This window comes from Rania fehmarnensis (assembly GCF_056494185.1).
In genome coordinates this window covers 556,314-574,040 of the sequence record NZ_CM151398.1, presented here as the reverse complement: position 1 = coordinate 574,040, position 17,727 = coordinate 556,314, and the positions used below count along the sequence as shown (strand labels likewise).

General features: G+C 53.6%; 5 protein-coding genes. 3 read left to right on the top strand and 2 right to left on the bottom strand.

Annotation, left to right across the window (positions count from 1 at the left end; all coding sequences use genetic code 11):
• Positions 1 to 61 precede the first annotated feature (61 nt).
• The 3 genes from SH573x_RS02045 to SH573x_RS02035 all read left to right on the top strand — a co-directional run bounded on the left by SH573x_RS02045 (position 62) and on the right by SH573x_RS02035 (position 14,454).
• Positions 62 to 9,547, top strand: coding sequence for an ELWxxDGT repeat protein (locus SH573x_RS02045; RefSeq protein WP_479352625.1), 9,486 nt, complete (start codon positions 62 to 64; stop codon positions 9,545 to 9,547).
• A gap of 131 nt (positions 9,548 to 9,678) precedes the next feature.
• Entirely contained in the window at positions 9,679 to 13,071 is a 3,393-nt protein-coding gene (locus SH573x_RS02040) for a DEAD/DEAH box helicase (RefSeq protein ID WP_479352624.1), read from the top strand.
• Positions 13,072 to 14,079: 1,008 nt separating this feature from the next.
• The gene (locus SH573x_RS02035) at positions 14,080 to 14,454 is read left to right on the top strand and encodes a hypothetical protein (RefSeq protein WP_479352623.1); all 375 of its coding nucleotides are present in this window, start codon (positions 14,080 to 14,082) and stop codon (positions 14,452 to 14,454) included.
• 427 nt (positions 14,455 to 14,881) lie between these two features.
• On the opposite strand, the gene SH573x_RS02030 is transcribed toward SH573x_RS02035, so the two are convergent.
• Both SH573x_RS02030 and SH573x_RS02025 read right to left on the bottom strand, forming a co-directional pair.
• Complete coding sequence (locus SH573x_RS02030; RefSeq protein ID WP_479352622.1) at positions 14,882 to 16,840, bottom strand: fructose-bisphosphatase class III; 1,959 nt, start codon at positions 16,838 to 16,840, stop codon at positions 14,882 to 14,884.
• Positions 16,841 to 17,012: 172 nt separating this feature from the next.
• Complete coding sequence (locus SH573x_RS02025) at positions 17,013 to 17,342, bottom strand: hypothetical protein (protein ID WP_479352621.1); 330 nt, start codon at positions 17,340 to 17,342, stop codon at positions 17,013 to 17,015.
• Positions 17,343 to 17,727: the final 385 nt, after the last annotated feature.

Here is a 17,727-nt window from a genome sequence, read left to right as displayed (position 1 = left end):
GGCCTGCGCGCATTAGTTATAATCGGGCGACCGAGTTTGATTCGCCCGAGGATTCGTACCGATGAAAGACCACTGCAAGTGGCTAAGTGGAAAGCTTAAATTCCGTTCGCGCCGGCCTAAGCCAGTTTTGGGCTTTGAACAGTTTGAGACTCGCCGATTGCTGGCCAATGATGTCCGTCTGGTCCAGGACATCAACCCGCAGAACGACTTGACTAGTCTTCCAATGAGTGACTTTGTTCAAGTTGGATCGTGGGTCTATTTCTCCGCAGAGACCGTGGAGTACGGAAAAGAGTTGTGGCGAACCGATGGAACACCGTCCGGCACCGAATTGGTGAAAGATATCTATCTTGGACAACCCTCTTCATACCTGAGCGACTTGGTCAACGTAAACGGCACGTTGTTCTTTAGGGCCAACGATGGAAAAAGCGGCGCCGAGTTATGGAAGAGCGACGGCACGCCCGACGGTACGGTCATGGTCAACGATATCCGCGTTGGTGAGGGCGGTTCGTCACCTTCGGGGCTCTTTGTACTGGGCGACGCATTATTCTTTTCAGCCACGCCTGCTTCCGGCTCCACCGTTTCGTACGTGATCGAAAGTATCGGTCAACCGCCCCGGCAGTTTAGTGACGGCATTCTGAGCAACGCTTTGGTGGTCAACGGCCAGGCGTTCTTGTCCACGCAACCAGTTGGCTTATCCGATTTTAACTCTCGCTTGTTCACTTCTAACGGAACGCTGGCAGGTACCACTCTTGTTAAGACCATTTCTGGGGCACTCAGCGATTTCGTAACTGCCGACGGAAAGTTGTTCTTTCAAAATCAGCTCAACATTTTTATACGAGAATTGTGGAGAAGCGATGGCACGGCTGCTGGAACCACTGCTTCCATGCCGTTGACCGCAGAAGTCGATTTCCGCAGCTACGGTGGTCTTCTCTATTTCAGCAATACGGATCCTGCCAACGGAGAAGAATTGTGGAAGACCGATGGGACTGTGGCTGGTTCGTCACTGGTTAAAGACATTAATCCAGGAGTTGATAGCTCGTCTCCACAATTCGTCGGCGAATTTGGAAACGAGATGTTCCTGCGCGTTGCTAAACCCAGCGGAGGCTTTGCACTCTGGAAGTCCAATGGGACAAGCACCGGGACCGTCTTGGTAAAAGATGCAGACGGTTTCGACGTTACAAGTCTAGGCAGCTCGGCTGTGTTCAGGGGTGCTGAATCCAATCAAAATTTCGAATTGTGGCGAACGGATGGAACGACTACCGGCACTTCCCTGCTGAAAGAGTTTTTGCCCGGTTCGAATGCCGGGCTGGAAAATATCTATCCAGCCCTTGGAAAATCACTGTTGACAGTAAATGACGATGTTGGTCCCAGTCCGGTGCAGAGCAACTCGACACAATTGTGGCTCAGCGATGGGACAGTCGCCGGAACTATTTTCCTGAAAGACTTCGAGCGTCCCTCGAGTTCTAATCCATCATCATTGATCAATGTTAATGGCATACTCTATTTCACGGCCGACGATGGCAACCATGGCAAAGAACTCTGGCGCTCCGATGGGACCGCTGCTGGCACTTTCGTAATCGACATTCGACCCGGTAACGGTAGTTCGTATCCACATGCGCTTACTGAGTCGAATGGAAGTCTGTTCTTCTTCGCCAACGATGGAACGCATGGTTTCGAACTATGGCGATCCGACGGCACCATTGCAGGCACGCAGCTAGTCAGGGACGCCAATCCGAATAATTCAACTGCCAGCTACAACGCTTTTGCCCTGGGCGAGTTGGTTAACCTCGGTGGGCAACTGTATTTCGCGAGCAGCGATGGCGTCACGGGCGGCGAGCTCTGGCGCAGCGATGGAACGGCCAGCGGAACCAATCTGGCAGTCGACATCTTCCCCGGTTCGCAGTCTTCTAATCCCAGCAAGTTGACCGTGGTGGGCTCGAGGCTCTTTTTCCGCGCACGCGGAGCGACTCAGCAAGGCTACGAAGTGTGGAGGAGCGATGGTACTGCAGCCGGCACAGCCATGGTTATCGATCTGACCGCTGGTCCATCTTCGACATTGATAACTACGGTCGCAGAGTTCAATGGCAAGTTTCTGTTCCAACATGGAACAGAACTTTACTACACCGATGGTACGGCAAGTGGAACCGGCGCGTTTGACATCAATTTCAGAGGCGAACTGGCCAATGTAAATGGAACTCTATACTTCGGATTATCTACCTCAAGGGCACCCAATACAGGTGTTGAACTGTGGAAGACCGACGGCACGGTTCAAGGGATGACGCTGGTCAAAGACATCGTTCCGGGTGGTGCCAGCAGCAATCCGTTCCGACTGACCAATGTCAATGGGCAACTCTACTTCTTTACCGATAGTGCTGCTGCACAGAAGGGATTGTGGACCAGCGACGGAACTGCCACAGGTACGCGCATGGTAAAGCAGTTGACGACCGATGCGAGTTTTTACTTCTTGCGGGCGAAGCTTGCCAATCTTAATGGCAGCGTGTACTTCACCGCTAGCCAGACCGCGCTCTGGTCCACAGATGGAACGACTCAAGGCACGCAACCAGTTGTCGATCCCAGCGGTCGCGCGGCTCCAGTTGTGACATCGGACCTGGTTGAAATCGGTGGGACAATTTACTTTGGTGGGCTTAATAACGACGTAGGTAGCGAACTCTTTGCACTGGTAGCCAGCGATTATGGCGATGCACCGTTTGGAACTCGACTTGCCGATAACGGCGCACGACATCTGGGCTTTGGACCGATACTGGGCCTGAGTCGGGACACTGGTGAACCAGATGGCATGCCTACTGCGGAAGCCAACGGTGATGACACGTCGGGCAACGACGACGAGGACGGTTGGTCAAGCGTCACCAATCTGGAGAGTGGCACCAACTATACCCTGACAACATTGATTAGCAACGCCACCGCTCAAACGCGTTTGTACGCGTGGATCGATTGGAATCAAGATGGTGATTGGCAAGATGCCGGTGAACATGTCGTCGCTGGAGCATCGGTCGTCTCAGGTACGAATCAACACAGCTTTGCGGTTCCTAGTAGTGCCAAGGCCGGCAAAACATTCGCGCGCTTGAGAATTGCGAACGAATCCGGACTAACTCCGCTTGGACCAGCTGCGACTGGCGAAGTCGAAGACTATGCGCTGGAAGTCTCTGCCAATTCCATTGTTGACCTGACCAGCGCCAGCAGCACTAACTTGACAATCAAGCGCAGCGGCTCGGATATAGTCGTGATCGACAACACCACGCAAAGTAACTTGCTCGTCAGTTCACTTGCTTCCACAAATTCAGTGTTGATCCTTGGCTCGGATAGCGGGTCGGATACGATCCTCGTAGATTATGCCAGTGGAGGTTTCTTCTCGTTGCCTGGCGGGCTCCAACTGCGGGCTCAGGGCGGGAGCGACTCGGTTAGCGTACTAGGATTTGGTAATACAGACGGAACCTACAGCCAACACGATTCAGTGCGGCGCTTTGATACTTTCGACGGCGCGCCGTTCAGCACGGTAACGATGGCTGACTTTGAAACGCTGGCCTTCAAAGCTTATGGGAAGGTTAATTTCGCTTCCAGCTTTGACATCGGTGCCGCTGATATCTCGATCGAGGCCGTATTGCCATTGGAGCTGCCACTGAGTTCATCAATTGATGGCGGAACACTCACGGCGCGTCAGATCAACTTGGGTGCAGGCGCACAACTGAGTGGCCACGGGTCCATTCACGGTGAGTTTAGTGGTGCTGCCGACTCGCTAGTTTCTCTCGATGGTGATCTGACAGTAGGTGATGCGTCGTCCAGCGTCGGGTTCGTATCACACGGCACGACAGATATCGGCCCACATACATTAACTGTGCTGGATGAAGACGAGGCAGTCCCAGGCAGCCTGACCAAACTGGGTGTCGACGCAGCTCCCGGTAACCTGATTGCCGCCCAAGGACTTACAATACTCGATTCCTACGTGGTCACCGGATTCGGAGTCATTCAGACACCCAATACCGACAATAACCCGATACGCAACCTCGGCAAGCTGGCAGGTCAAAGCAGCTCGCGGCCGCTGACCGTGGCTGGTTACCTGGTTGGAGATGGACTGCTGGAACGAGTCGAGATAACTGGCACATACGCGCCCATTGCCGGACCTGCAACCTCGGTAAACAGTGACACCGAGTATGTAGGAACGTTGATCGCGGATATCGGTGGAACAACTGCGGGCGCGCAGCATGATCAATATCACGACCTCGGAACGGCAACTCTGGGCGGTCAACTAGTTGTAAAATCTCTGGACGGCTATGTGCCTACAAGTGATGTGCCCTACGAGATCATTACAGCCTCATCCGCAGTGACTGGGACGTTCACAAGCCTGGTCGCCCCCACACCGCCCGTCGGCAAAAGCTGGAAGCTCATCTACGGTGACAAGTCCGTACAACTGGCACTGACCGAGTTAACATTGACCATCGATCCTGCGGAGATCAGCGAAGTTGGGGGCATCGCACGCGCAAGTCTAAGACGGGCCGGGTCCGATAGCCAATCAAAAGTAGTGGTTAACCTATCAACCAATGACTCTAGCGAAGTTAGCTTGCCCGCATCAGTTACGCTGGAAGCCGGACAAATCGAAGCTCTCTTCGACATCACCGCCATCGACGACGCTGTGTTGGATGGAACGCAAACTGTCGTCATCATGGCCAGCGCGGTTGACTATCCAGCAGCAACCGCAGAGCTCCGCGTGCTGGACTACGAATCGCTGTCGGTCAGCATCGAGCCCCAGGAGATAAGCGAGTTTGGTGGTAGTGCTATCGGTACACTCACTCGTAGCAATACCGACAACAGTTCACCACTGTTGGTACGCTTGTTAAGTCAGGATACAACTGAAGCCAGTGTGCCTGCGGAAGTCGTGATACCGGCAGGCCAGTCATCGACAACCTTTACCATCACGGCGGTGGACGATGACCTGCTGGACGGTCAACGTTTCTCGTCGATTCTCGCCTCGGCTGACGGATATGTATCGGGCGACGCGATGGTCTTCGTCCAAGACTTTGAAACTTTAAGCATCACGTTCGACCCCAGTGTGATTCGCGAAGACAACCAGGAAGCCACCGCGACAATCACGCGATCCAATACTGATATCGAGAATCCCGTCGTGGTAGAACTCACGAATTTGGATGCCAGTGAGTTAAGCATTCCGATGTCGGTCACCATTCCCGCCTTCCAATCATCGGCGACCTTTACGGTTACGAGCATTGACGATAGCTTGCTCGACGGCCCCCAAACTGTCACGATCATTGCCAACGCAGTGAACTATGTCCCACACGGATCGCAAATTACTGTGACGGATGCTGAATTCTTGTCGCTGTCGCTCTCAAGTGGAAAAGCCAACGAGAATAGTCAAACAGTTACTGCCACCGTATCTCGCAGTAACACAGACATCGGTAGTTCGTTGACTGTCACACTCACCAGTTCGGATGTAACGGAAGCCACCGTGCCGACCACGGTTGTCATTCCCTCTGGACAAAGCAGCGCCGCGTTTTCTGTTACCACGATTGATGATGCCTTGTTAGACGGTTCACAGAGCGTGAGCATTAGTGTCAGTGCCACAGGCTACGTGGGGGACACTCAAACGTTTACCGTGAATGATGTCGAGAACCTCGAGCTCACGTTCGATAGTACCTCGATCAGTGAGCAAAATGGATCGGCCGTCGGTACCGTCCGTCGCAGTAACATCGACCTGCAGCAGCCGCTGGTGGTCAATCTCTCGCTGTCCGATACGACAGAAGCCAACATTCCCACGAGCGTCACCATCCCTGCAGGCGCGAGTTCAGCGACCTTTACGCTGAATTCCGTCGATGATGCACTATTGGATGGCGAACAAGTTGCGGTCGTGACGGCTAGCGCCGTTGGCTATTCTTCGTCAAACGCCTCAATTGCAGTAAGTGACTACGAGATCGTTCAAGTTACGCTCTCGCCCAACCAAATGTCGGAGAATTCCGGAACTCTCATTGGCACGGTTACTCGGAGCAACACCGACAGCAGCCTGGCACTCGTGGTAACGCTTGCCAGCAGCGACACGAGCGAAGCCACGGTACCGGCATCGGTTACGATTCCTGCTGGTCAGGCCGCCGTTTCCTTCACCGTCAACGGCGTTGATGATTCGCTGCTTGATGGTAGTCAGCAGGTAACAATTGCGGCTACGGCGGCTGGATACGTGGGTAGCGACGCAAGCATCGAGGTTAGCGACCATGAGACACTTGTTGTCTCGGTCGCCCCCGGGGCGATCAGTGAAATTGACGGAGTTGCCACAGGCACTGTTACCCGTAGCAATGTCGACTTGGATCAACCTGTTACCGTTCAACTCTTCATAGACGATCCCACAGAAGCAACCGCACCGACCAGCGTTGTGATACCTGCTGGTCGAGCGTCGGTGACGTTTGCGATTACAGGGGTCGATGATTCGTTGCTTGATGGCACGCAAGCGGTATCGCTTCGGGGCACGAGTGTTGGCTACGTCGATGGCGCGACCACTTTCAATATCCTCGACTCTGAATCGCTGTCAGTGATCTTTAGTGCAAGTTCGATGAGTGAGTTTAGTGGATCGCTCGAAGCGACGGTAACCCGTAGTAACACCGACATCGATTCAGTGCTACTGGTAAATGTTTCCGGCGGTGATGAGAGCGAGTTGACATTCCCTGGGCTAATTCAAATTGCCGCTGGCCAGACCTTGGCCAAGTTCACCATTACTTCTCGTGATGATGATTTGCTCGACGGTCCGCAACTAGTTAGCCTCACTGTTTCCGCTACGGGCTATAGGTCGAGCTCGGGTCAGGTTACCGTAACGGACTACGAGTACCTGACCTTTACTCCGGCTGAAGCGTCGGTGGCGGAAGACCGCGGTCAAATGACCGCCATCGTAAAGCGCAGCAACACCGATATGGCGGCTCCTCTGGTATTCACGCTCACCAGCAGTGACACGACTGAAGTCACCGTGCCGCCGACACTCACTATTCCAGCCGGGCAAAGCGAAGTCGCCTTTACCATTAACGTGATTGACGATGCGATTCTCGATGGTTCTCAACAACTCACCATCACCGCGCGGGCTGCAGGCTATGTCGACTTTCCTTATAGCTTTGTGGTGACTGATGCAGAATCGTTGGAGCTGGAATTAGGCGGCGCGTTGACTCCCGAGCAAGGCGGTGGCGCAGCGGCAACCGTCACACGCAGCAACACTAACATCGATCAGGACTTAGTTGTCTTTATCCACATCTCCGACAAGACTCAGGCCGCTGCACCCACGTCCTTTACCATTCCGGCTGGCCAATCGGTCGGCTACTTCCTGATCGATGCTGTCGACGATGATTTGCTCGATGGTACGCAACGCGTAACGATTACAGTAACAAGTCCTGGTTATGTCGGTTCGTCGCAATTCCTGGATATCACCGACGTCGAATACCTGTACATCGAGGCTGCACCCAGCATCATCAGCGAAAATGATGGCTCGACGATGGCCACGGTCACACGTGGAAACAGCGACGTTGATCAACCTCTGACGGTCGAAGTCGGTGTCAATGCGCTTCACAAAGTTGTCGTACCTACGACGATCGTGATCCCAGCCGGTCAGCGCTCGACGACGTTCCCGGTCACTGCGGTAGACGACCAGGAGCTGTTTGTTTTTCCAATAATACGTTTGCAAGTAACGGCGCCCGGTTACCAGTTCGGGGCTGGCTTCTTCACGATTACCGATTACGAAACTCTGTCGCTTACGCTGGGCAGTTCCGAAGTATCCGAAGCAACTGGGTCGGTGATGGCAACGGTCACGCGCAACAACACCAACATCGAGCAACCCATTACCGTCAATGTAAGTAGCAGTAACGCCAGTACCGCACGCCCTCCCGCGACGGTCGTTATACCTGCGGGCGAGAAGTCCGTCAGTTTTTCGATAGACATTTTGGATAACAATTTGTTAGACGGAGATCGAGTCGCTCGAATCGCCGTCAGCTCTGCGGGATACATCCCAGGAGCGGAAGTCGATTTGACCATCACGGATGTTGAACGACTCACACTCAGCCTGGCTGCAACGCAGATCAGCGAAAAGAACGGCCAGACCACCGCCACTGTCTCGCGCGGTAACTCGGCTTTCGACCAGGCAATCATCGTTCAATTAAGCGGTAGCGATGCCAGTGAAGCGACCTTGCCCTCGAGTATTGTCATACCTGCTGGACAACAGTCCGTCAGCTTTACGATTGATGCTGTGGATGACGAGCTGCTCGATGGCTCCCAGGCACTATCGATTATTGCTAGGGCGGCTGGTTTTATTGAGAACGTTGCCAGCCTGTCCGTGACAGACTTTGAGGAACTGTCCATTGCCCCGCTGGCAGCGGTTGCTGAGAATGACGGGTTCGGTAATCTGATCGTGACACTCAGTAACACCGATACGCAGGTTGGTCGGACGTTGTTTTTGACCAGCAGCGCTCCAGCAGTTATCTCGGTTCCCAATAGCGTTGAGCTGTCAGCCGGATTCAACCGGTTTTCGATCGGTTATACGATTTTGGATGACAACTTGTTGGAGGGCACACAGCAAGCCACGATAACCATTGCCTCACCTGGCTACGAAAGCACCTCGGCTGTTGTAACAGTGCTTGACTACGAAACATTGTCCGTTGCCATAGACCGCGCTATCATGCTTGAGAAAGATGGGTCGGCCATTGGCACGGTGACCCGCGGCAACGTCGATATAAGTCTGCCCCTGATCGTTCAACTGATCAGCGAGGATATCACTGAGTTAAGCGTACCGCCACAGGTCACCATCCCTGGCGGTCAGTCATCGATTGACTTTACGATTTCATCAGTTGACGACACACTGCTCGACGGGCAACAAGAGGTTCGAATCCACGCACAAGCTGTAGGTTACGTCGACGGAACTGACAGTATCGGGGTTGTCGACTTCGAGCAGTTAAGTCTGCACTTCAGCGTGAGTGCAATTAACGAACGCGACGGAGTGGCCACCTGGCAAGTCATCCGTGATAACACGGATATCAGCCAACCTCTGACAGTAGAACTTCAAAGCACAGATGTGACCGAAGCGACCGTTCCTGCGAGCGTTACCATACCGGCCGGGCGACAATCAGCCAGCTTTATGATTTCCGCCGTTGACGACTTGTTGCTCGATGGTGATCAAGGTGCAGAGATTGTGGCCCGCGCCCAGGGCTATGTCGATGCCAGGCGCACGATCACGATTACCGATAACGAGCGTGCGTTTCCATGGCAGAACCCGCGCAATTCATTGGATGTAAACGATGATGGGTTTGTAACTGCACTGGACGCCCTGCTCGTCGTCAATGCCCTCAATACGAATTTCCAGTTACCTGCGCAGTTGCCCGAACCCTTCGATCCAGTCCGCTACCTGGACGTAAACGCCAACGGCAGCGTGACACCAATCGACGCGCTATTGGTTATCAACGAGCTTAACCGACCGCGAAGCGGCGAAGGCGAGTCGGATGATAGCTTGGTCGACATGCTGAGCCAGGAGTGGCAGCGCTTGAGAAAACGCCAGCACTAGGCGCGTGGACACATCCAGCTTCATTCGCATGGATGACTCCCTCCTGCGGTCGCCTTGCCTTGGGTTTGGAGGTAGGATAGGTCTCATGATTTGCCTGTTCGCCCGTAAGTTAGGAATTGTGAAAGAAAGCGATGGGTCGCAGAAAACGCAAGTTTAGTACGGCTGTTGAGAAAGCTCTTCGCAAACTAAAGCAAATGCAAGCCCAGGGCTTGGTCGTCGGTGACCAGTTTGCACATGATGAACACGAGTCATCGCTCACCAGCGCGACAACCCAAAGCGTAGTTACCCCCAATCTGCCTTCGCCCCAGCCAAAGTCAGTATCGAAGCCTGAGCCCAGTCGTTTGAGCCCGCCGGCTCTCGAACGGGCTACCCTCTGGCGGAAGGAGTACTTTTTGCTACGCGATCGCTTTCCCAGCGAGGCGCGTAACAGAATGTCGCTACGCAATTCAGGCTTTCGCATAACTGCGTTTTACGCTGACGGCACCATCACCGGTACATACTCCGACCAGGCTCAAGCATTCAACGTCTTCGCCAGTTTGAAAAACCCTTCCATCGGCTGCAGTTGTCGCCAGTCCCAAGGACGTTTTGTTTGCGAACATAACTGGGGCTTTGTGGAAAAAGTTCTCGCAGAACTAGGCACCAACGGCGAGTTGGTCGCACGCATTAACGCCGGCCAGTTTTCCGAAGGCAGTTTCGACATTTCCAACTTTCAGTTTGACGAAACCAATGATCGCCTGCATAACCTAACTAACTTCTTAGATGTCAAGCCGCTCGACTCGGACATTGCCCTACCGCCAATCGAAACGGTCCAACGCGAGCGCATTGGCTGGCAAGTTGGCCTGAACCCAGACATCAGCCTGGCTTTGATAGTCCAGGGTATGAGCAAGCGGGGCGATCGCTGGAAGAAGGGGCGTACAACTTCATTACAGTTACTCGATTCTGCGGTAGAACGTACCGCCGCCGACCTGGCGGTGCTGCGAATCCTCGGTCAGAACGCCAGCTGGAACTCGACGATCCAATCCCAAGCTGTGGAAGCCCTGCTTTGCCTGATTGGACAGCCGAACGTCATTGTCGATTCCGACGAGTATGAGGTGCTAGCAGGAAATGCCGTTCTAAAGCTAATTGAAGTCAATGGCGCTTGGAGCGTCGAATTATTCGAAACGGCGACTCCTTCGGCAGACTTAAAGATCAAGTTTGGACGCGATGGAGTCGTGTCAATCGATTCCGTAAAACAACAATTGTATGTCACGCGACTAGCGAACTCCCAAGTGCGTTGTATGCAGGCACTCATCGCAATCCCGCCTGTGCGTAAACCACACCACGTGCAGACTTTCATCAACCGCTGCCAACAACTCCAGTCGCTCGCCAATATTATCCTGCCTGAGAAATTTGGTCACACCATCGAAGAGCCTGTTGTGCCAGTATTTTTACTGCGCTATCGGCCTGAGGGATTCCTCGAATATGGCATTCGGCTGCGCGACTCACAAGGCAAACTTCATATGCCTGGCGAAGGCACGATGATTTTTTCGACCGTGGAGAATGAGCAACCCATTCAACACACACGTTCTGCCGCCCACGAACGGGCCGTCGCTCAACAGCTTCAAACCGAATTTGGTCTTGAGCGAGGCACAATCCATGGACGCGTTTCCTTCGAGCAAGGCCTGCAGTTGATCGAACAACTGGAGCGGCGGTCGGGTGAAATCGAAGTCCTATGGGACGAACACACTGAGACGCCCATGCGTTCGCTGGGTACGCTGACAAACAAGAATTTGCGCGTATCTATTTCTAAAAAACGTGATTGGTTCCAGTTGAATGGCCGCTGCGAACTGGATGGTGGTAATATCGATTTAAGTGAGCTGATCAATTCGCTCAGCAGTTCGGAAACCGAGAGCGTGGGTGACTATGTAAAGATTGGCGATCATGGTTGGGCCAAGATTTCTGAAGAGTTGAAAGAGGGTCTGCAAAAGCTGGCGGATGCAGTCAATGTCGAACGCGGTCAAATGAAGTTCGACCGCACCGCGGCCATCGCGATGCGCGAGCTTGGAGAGAGCGTGACGGTTGATGCCTCACAAGCCTGGCAACAATGCCTCGAGCGATTAGCTCATGCAGAAGCTCTCGAACCTGAAGTGCCCCAGGCTTTGAACGCGGAACTTCGCGACTATCAGGCGGATGGTTTTAAGTGGTTGAGGCGATTGTCTGAATGGGGCGTCGGTGGTGTCCTGGCCGATGACATGGGACTGGGCAAGACAGTTCAAACATTGGCCGTACTAGTCGATCGCGCCCCGGGTGGTCCGTCACTTGTAATTGCTCCCACCAGTGTTGGCTTCAATTGGCTCCGCGAGATTCAGCGCTTCGCGCCACAACTGAGCGTACACTCCTATCGCGATACCGATCGCCATGAATTCTTTCACGAGCTGGGGCCGGGACATATAGTGGTTTGTTCGTACGGTTTGGCACTGCGTGATGCGGATAAGCTTGCCAAGGTTTCGTGGGCCAACCTGGTTCTTGACGAAGCCCAAGCCATCAAGAATAGCCAGAGCAAAACATCGCAGGCGATCGCCAATATCGAGGCGGATTGGAAAGTAGCTCTGACAGGTACCCCGGTCGAGAATCATCTCGGCGAGCTCTGGAGCTTGTTCCACATAATTTCGCCGGGACTGTTTGGTGGATGGGAACAATTTCGTCGCCGCTTTGCCACTCCGATCGAGAAGCACGGAGACGAGGCCCGACGCATGGCGCTGCGCGAGCGTCTAAAGCCGTTCATCTTGCGCCGCACCAAGCGTGAGGTCTTAAAAGACCTGCCTGCCCGAACTGAACAGAACCTGGTCGTCGAGTTAAGCCCGGCAGAACGCCAGGTTTACGATAAGTATCGCCTGTCCATCCTCGATCAAGCCAATCAGATTGCCAAGCTGCCCGACATCAAAGATCAGCGTTTCAAGTTACTGGCCTTGCTGACTCGTCTCAGGCAAATCGCCTGTCATGTCCGTTTAGTTGAAGACCAATGGAAGCCGCGTTCAACTAAGCTCGAAAGTTTGCTGGAGACGCTCAAAGAGTTGCGAGAAGAAGGCCACCGCACCTTGATCTTCAGCCAATTCGTACAGCACTTGCAATTAATCCGAACGATGCTGGATGAAGAAAAGTTCACCTACCAGTACCTCGATGGCTCGACCTCACCGGTTCAGCGACAACAGCAGGTCGACAAGTTCCAAAACGGTGATGCCACTGCCTTCTTGATCTCATTGAAGGCTGGGGGTACAGGCCTGAATCTAACCGGCGCCGACTACGTCATCCACATGGACCCCTGGTGGAACCCGGCTGTAGAAGACCAAGCCACCGACCGCGCCCATCGCATCGGCCAAACCAAACCCGTGATGGTTTATCGCCTGATCGCCAAGAACACCATCGAAGAAGAAATCCTCAAACTTCACGAAGACAAACGCGATCTGGTCGCCGGAATACTCGACGGCACACACGCAGCCAGCTCCCTATCGACTCAAGAACTAATCGCACTCTTGACCAAGTAAGCATCCATAGAGCCCGCAATCCCACCTGACTCGGCGTCAGTTTGCGCAGGAGTCACCACGCTTGCCACCTGCGCCTTCTGATCCATGTTTCAGCCTGCTCGACACTTTCTGACTCAACCGGCCAAATCGTATAAGCTGCCAGCCTACGGTCTCTTCGAGTGCTGCCCCAGTGGCGTCCTCGGGAGTATCCTTCATAGACAAGCAGTATTCGCCAGAACGTCGATCCGATTTGGCTACACATCAATGAGATGTGAGGGTAACTCGGGCAGTGTTCGAATACACAACGTAGATACTTGAGGTCATGCAACTCAAACCGGCTGTGGCTTGGCGGACGGCCGGACCGATCTTACGCTACGATTTCAAGGCGTAAACATCAACCCACTCTTCCCGTCCGCTTCTCCGGACTCAAGCTTCGTAATCGTCAGCACGGCCAGCGTAAAATTGGCTAGATTGTGGACGTCGCCTGGCAACACCCAGTAGCCGCTAAAGCCGTATTCCGCTCCAGTTGATGATGCACGCAGCCTAAAGTGAACACGACTACGATCACAAAGGCTGCAAAACATCTCCAAACCGGCCTGGGCTCTTTAGCCAATCCTGGTTGTTGATAGCCAACTAACGTACTGTTGAATGACGCAGCCATGTCGATCGTATCGTCTTTGCCGGCCCGATCTCGTTAGTCTCATCAGTCCAAAAAACAGCAAGGCTGTTCCGCAAACCAACACGCCAATCACGTCGAAACTGAGATTGCCAAGATGGCCGAAGAAAACGCGAAAAGCTACCGAAACGAGCTACGAAAAGGCAGAGAAGCTCATGAAGGATCGCATAGGGTAGAGAGCCACGAGGCTCTCTGCGGCTAGTCCAGCTGCATAGCGACAAACCCCACCTATGACCAAGGACTGTCTTTCACATAGAGGGCAGGCTAGGTCTTAAGTGTACTAAGCAAAACGTAAACTTAAGCTACAATTTGATAAAGTGGCATCTTTGGGCAAACTGCAAGGAGTGCCTGGGATGAGTATGGTTCGATTGTTTCTTGAGGAGCATCTGATGATGAAAAGCGTTGTTGGGTTGTTTATGTTCGCGCTGTGTGGACTGGGCCTGGTTGGCCAGACGGGCGTAGTTAGCGCCGGTGGTCCATGCTGCAAGCCAGTGTGCTGCGCACCACCGCCACCGGTCGAAGTGACTTGGTGCGTCGAGGATCCTTGCACCTGCTGCAAATACACCGTAGCGGCTTGCTTGCCCGCATGCTGCCAGTGCGAAACTCCCTGCCTGGTCGGATGGAAGCCGGGCTTGCTCGGACGCAAAGTCCTGACCTACAAGTTCCCCTGCGGTGAATGCGTCGAAGTCGTTATCACCAAGCACGGCAAGACCATCGTTCGCGCTTAAGTCCGTATCACGCGCAAGGCTGACACACCGCGCCCGGAACCACCAATCGCCCGGACACTAACCCTGTGCTACTTTACGCGTAAAGTATTTCAGGGTTTTTCATTTTACGAGTTGCGATCGCTGCGAATCCGCTTGACGGCTACCAATCGAAGCGTCCGCAGGGCTGTTTTGTTTAACCCGTGGCCGCAGGCTAGGAAACCGGAGGGCGGAATGATCGGCCGCCGATCGACTTGGGATAAGCAATCGCGCCAAGGAAATGTTCACACCAAACGCTGGGCCCCATGGCGCTACAGCTGGTTAGCACTTCACCTCGCCTAACGGCTACGGGTTAAACAAAACAGCCCTGCGTTCGACTTTACGTAATTGATCAACAATGCGCAGCTTGTCGTCGGGGACGGTGGTTCGCATACCAAACCCTCGATAGTTTTCAAGTTACTGGACGTTCATGCATTCGATTGGTTTGGTAAGCTTCGATCAGCCGTTCGAGCATTTCGATGCGGTAGGCGATTCGCTTGCCACGTTCGGTGTCTTTAGTATTACGAGGCGATTCAAAGGCGCGAACGCATTGCACTTTTGGAACAATGTCCACCCCTCGTTGAATCGCCGACTCTACGGAATCGAAGTGGGAATGCTGGGCTAACACAATACGATCCGGTTCCAGTAGCAAAGTGTAGCCATAGTCACCGTATGCTTCTGAAAAAGCACCGTCGATCGTAATTGCTTTGCCGCTGCGTTTGAGCGGCGATTCGCCGGCTTCGACCTTGACAGGCACATGGCCATTGACAATCAATCCGCCCTCGGTTTCCATACCGAACTCCGTCAATACCTTGTCGCAAAACTCAACTTCGTGGATCAGCGAAAAGTAGCTGTCCTTGACCTCATGATGAGTTGACTTGTCGGCGATAAAGTCGCGCTCCAAGGTAGCGATACGGTCTTTGCCGAACAAAGGCGAGTGTGGACCACTCCACAAATACCACAGAAAGTCGAGATCGGATTGATTCGAATTGACAACGGCGCGTCGAACTACTTTTTCAATCTTTTCGAACATCGCTCTCCCAGCCAGCAACTGCCCATCGATCGACAGTGAATTAAAGTTACCGGCTGAATCGGTAGGAACGCACCCGTGAAAAATGAGGCAATTGTCACGCCGCAAATACATAGAACCATGGCCAACCAAAACGCGCATTTGCTCTTGCAATTTTTGGCTATGCAAAAACGAGTGCTTCAGTCTCTGCAGGCAACTCGTTTCAGCAGTTGACAACTCATAGGGGTTTTGGGGATCAACCGTTGGAAAATGCCTATCGCGGAGTGCGTAAGTCTGGCCGTCGATTTCGATATGGCCGTTGAGATAGTCGATGCGGTGCAGCAACCGTCGATGGTTCAAGCCCCATTGCGGATTGCGCTCAATGACCTGTCCTTCAAGCTTAAACTGCATGATGGCGGCCGCCTTCTGCATCCTCGCCACCAGCACATTGGGACGCAATCCGTCCTTTTTGGGCATGAAATGCTCGGCAGGATCATTGGCGTAAACCGTTTGAGCCAAATGTTCCAGCGGAGTCAGCGGAACGCTGTACCCTTCGTCAAGCTGGCCGAGTTGGCGATAACGCAGCGAGATTCGTAGTACCGTGCAGATGAGCGCCTCGTGTCCCAACGAAGCACCCAACCACGAGACATCGTGATTGCCCCAAATGAACTCGACGTTGGGTTGCAACCGCAAATAGTCCATCACGCGATCGCCGCGAGGGCCGCGGTCCCAGAGATCACCAGCAATAATCAATTCGTCCACCGCCAGATTGCGAATCAATCGTCCGAGCAGGTGAATAACGTGCAAGGCACGACCGCGACGCACCAGTTCACCCAATATGGCGTCGATGAAGTCGGGGCCACGTTCTGTGGACGGGGCATGCATCATTTCCAACAAGAGTTCGCGATACTCTGGTGGAAACAGATCCGTCGCCAACCGCAAACTGTAGTTAGAAATCAGATAGCGGAGCAGCTCGAGCTGTGGTTTAACCATCCGCTGCGCGTACGCCTTGATTTCGGATGAACTCAAGTGCAAATCGGCAACCCGCCGCGTCACCTCAGCCGGGTAAAAGACCAATTTCAAAAACTCTGCTCTCTCTGTTTCCGACATCGTCGTCGCAAACATTGCCTCGACGATTGGTCGCAGCGTACCGGAAGCATTGTTGATGACATGCTGGAGTTTTTTATCTTCGCCATGGATATCGCTGATGACATGCACAACACCTTTGGGAAGTGTTTGCACTGCGGCCAGACGCGACAATTCAGCGATAGCCGCATCGACATTGGGGAACTTCAGAGCCAATAGTTCCAAAGCGGAAAGATCGGCCTCAGGCCTTTTGAACGAATGAATTATGGATGGCACGAAACTGGATCGCCAAGTGCAAAGGAGTAACGGCGTAAAGGAACGGAATCTTGCTCAATGATAACACAAACGGGAATTTGGCAGTTCAATACTTCACTTTACGCATTTAGCGTACATTTCCAGCCAAGCTCAGACGGCGCGATGCTGGGAAGGACTCCGCGGCGATAGTGAGTTACTGGCGTGCAGCAATACGTTGGGCTGAGCGAGCGCGGTCGGACTCGCGCGATTCGATTTCGTCAACACCGGCAAAGGTGATCGACCAAGGGCCTGAGACTTCGCGTTGTATCCAGCCTTTCTCACAGATGTACCACAGGTGGAACTCAAGTGACCCGGCAGGCATCTTCATCATCTCTTCCATAGTGGTAATGCCCAGCCCTGGCTGCTTCATGTTCTTGCGTCGCGTTGTATAAAACAGGCCGAGCAAACGCTGGCGTACGGCAGAATCATTGGCCATGGGGCTGAGTTCCAGCGTTTTCACATCGACAGAGGTTCGGTCAGTCATACTAGGCATCTTCCGCAAGCAGGCCTTGTCGATTGTTCACACGGTGAATACCGGGAGCACGCCACAATAGCTACACAACCTTAGCTCACTCTTGAATCAAGCATTCGACCCAACCTACAGTACTGAACTGCTTTGAGGCAAAGATGAAAAAGTAATAGCCGGCTGACACACGTGTCAGACACTGGATGTCCGGCTTCGAACCTGCCAGCCGTTCAATCGGAACAATTGACGAATTAACACTGATTGCGCTGGTATCGGAAGATCCTGAGGATTGGCAGCAAGCCCAGAGCGTCTGGCCTCGCTATCGGACGCGGGCCGTGTGCGAGTTCATCGATTCGTTACCCTTGAATGCGACGGCGCGCGAGGCGGCCTTCGCAGCTCAAGA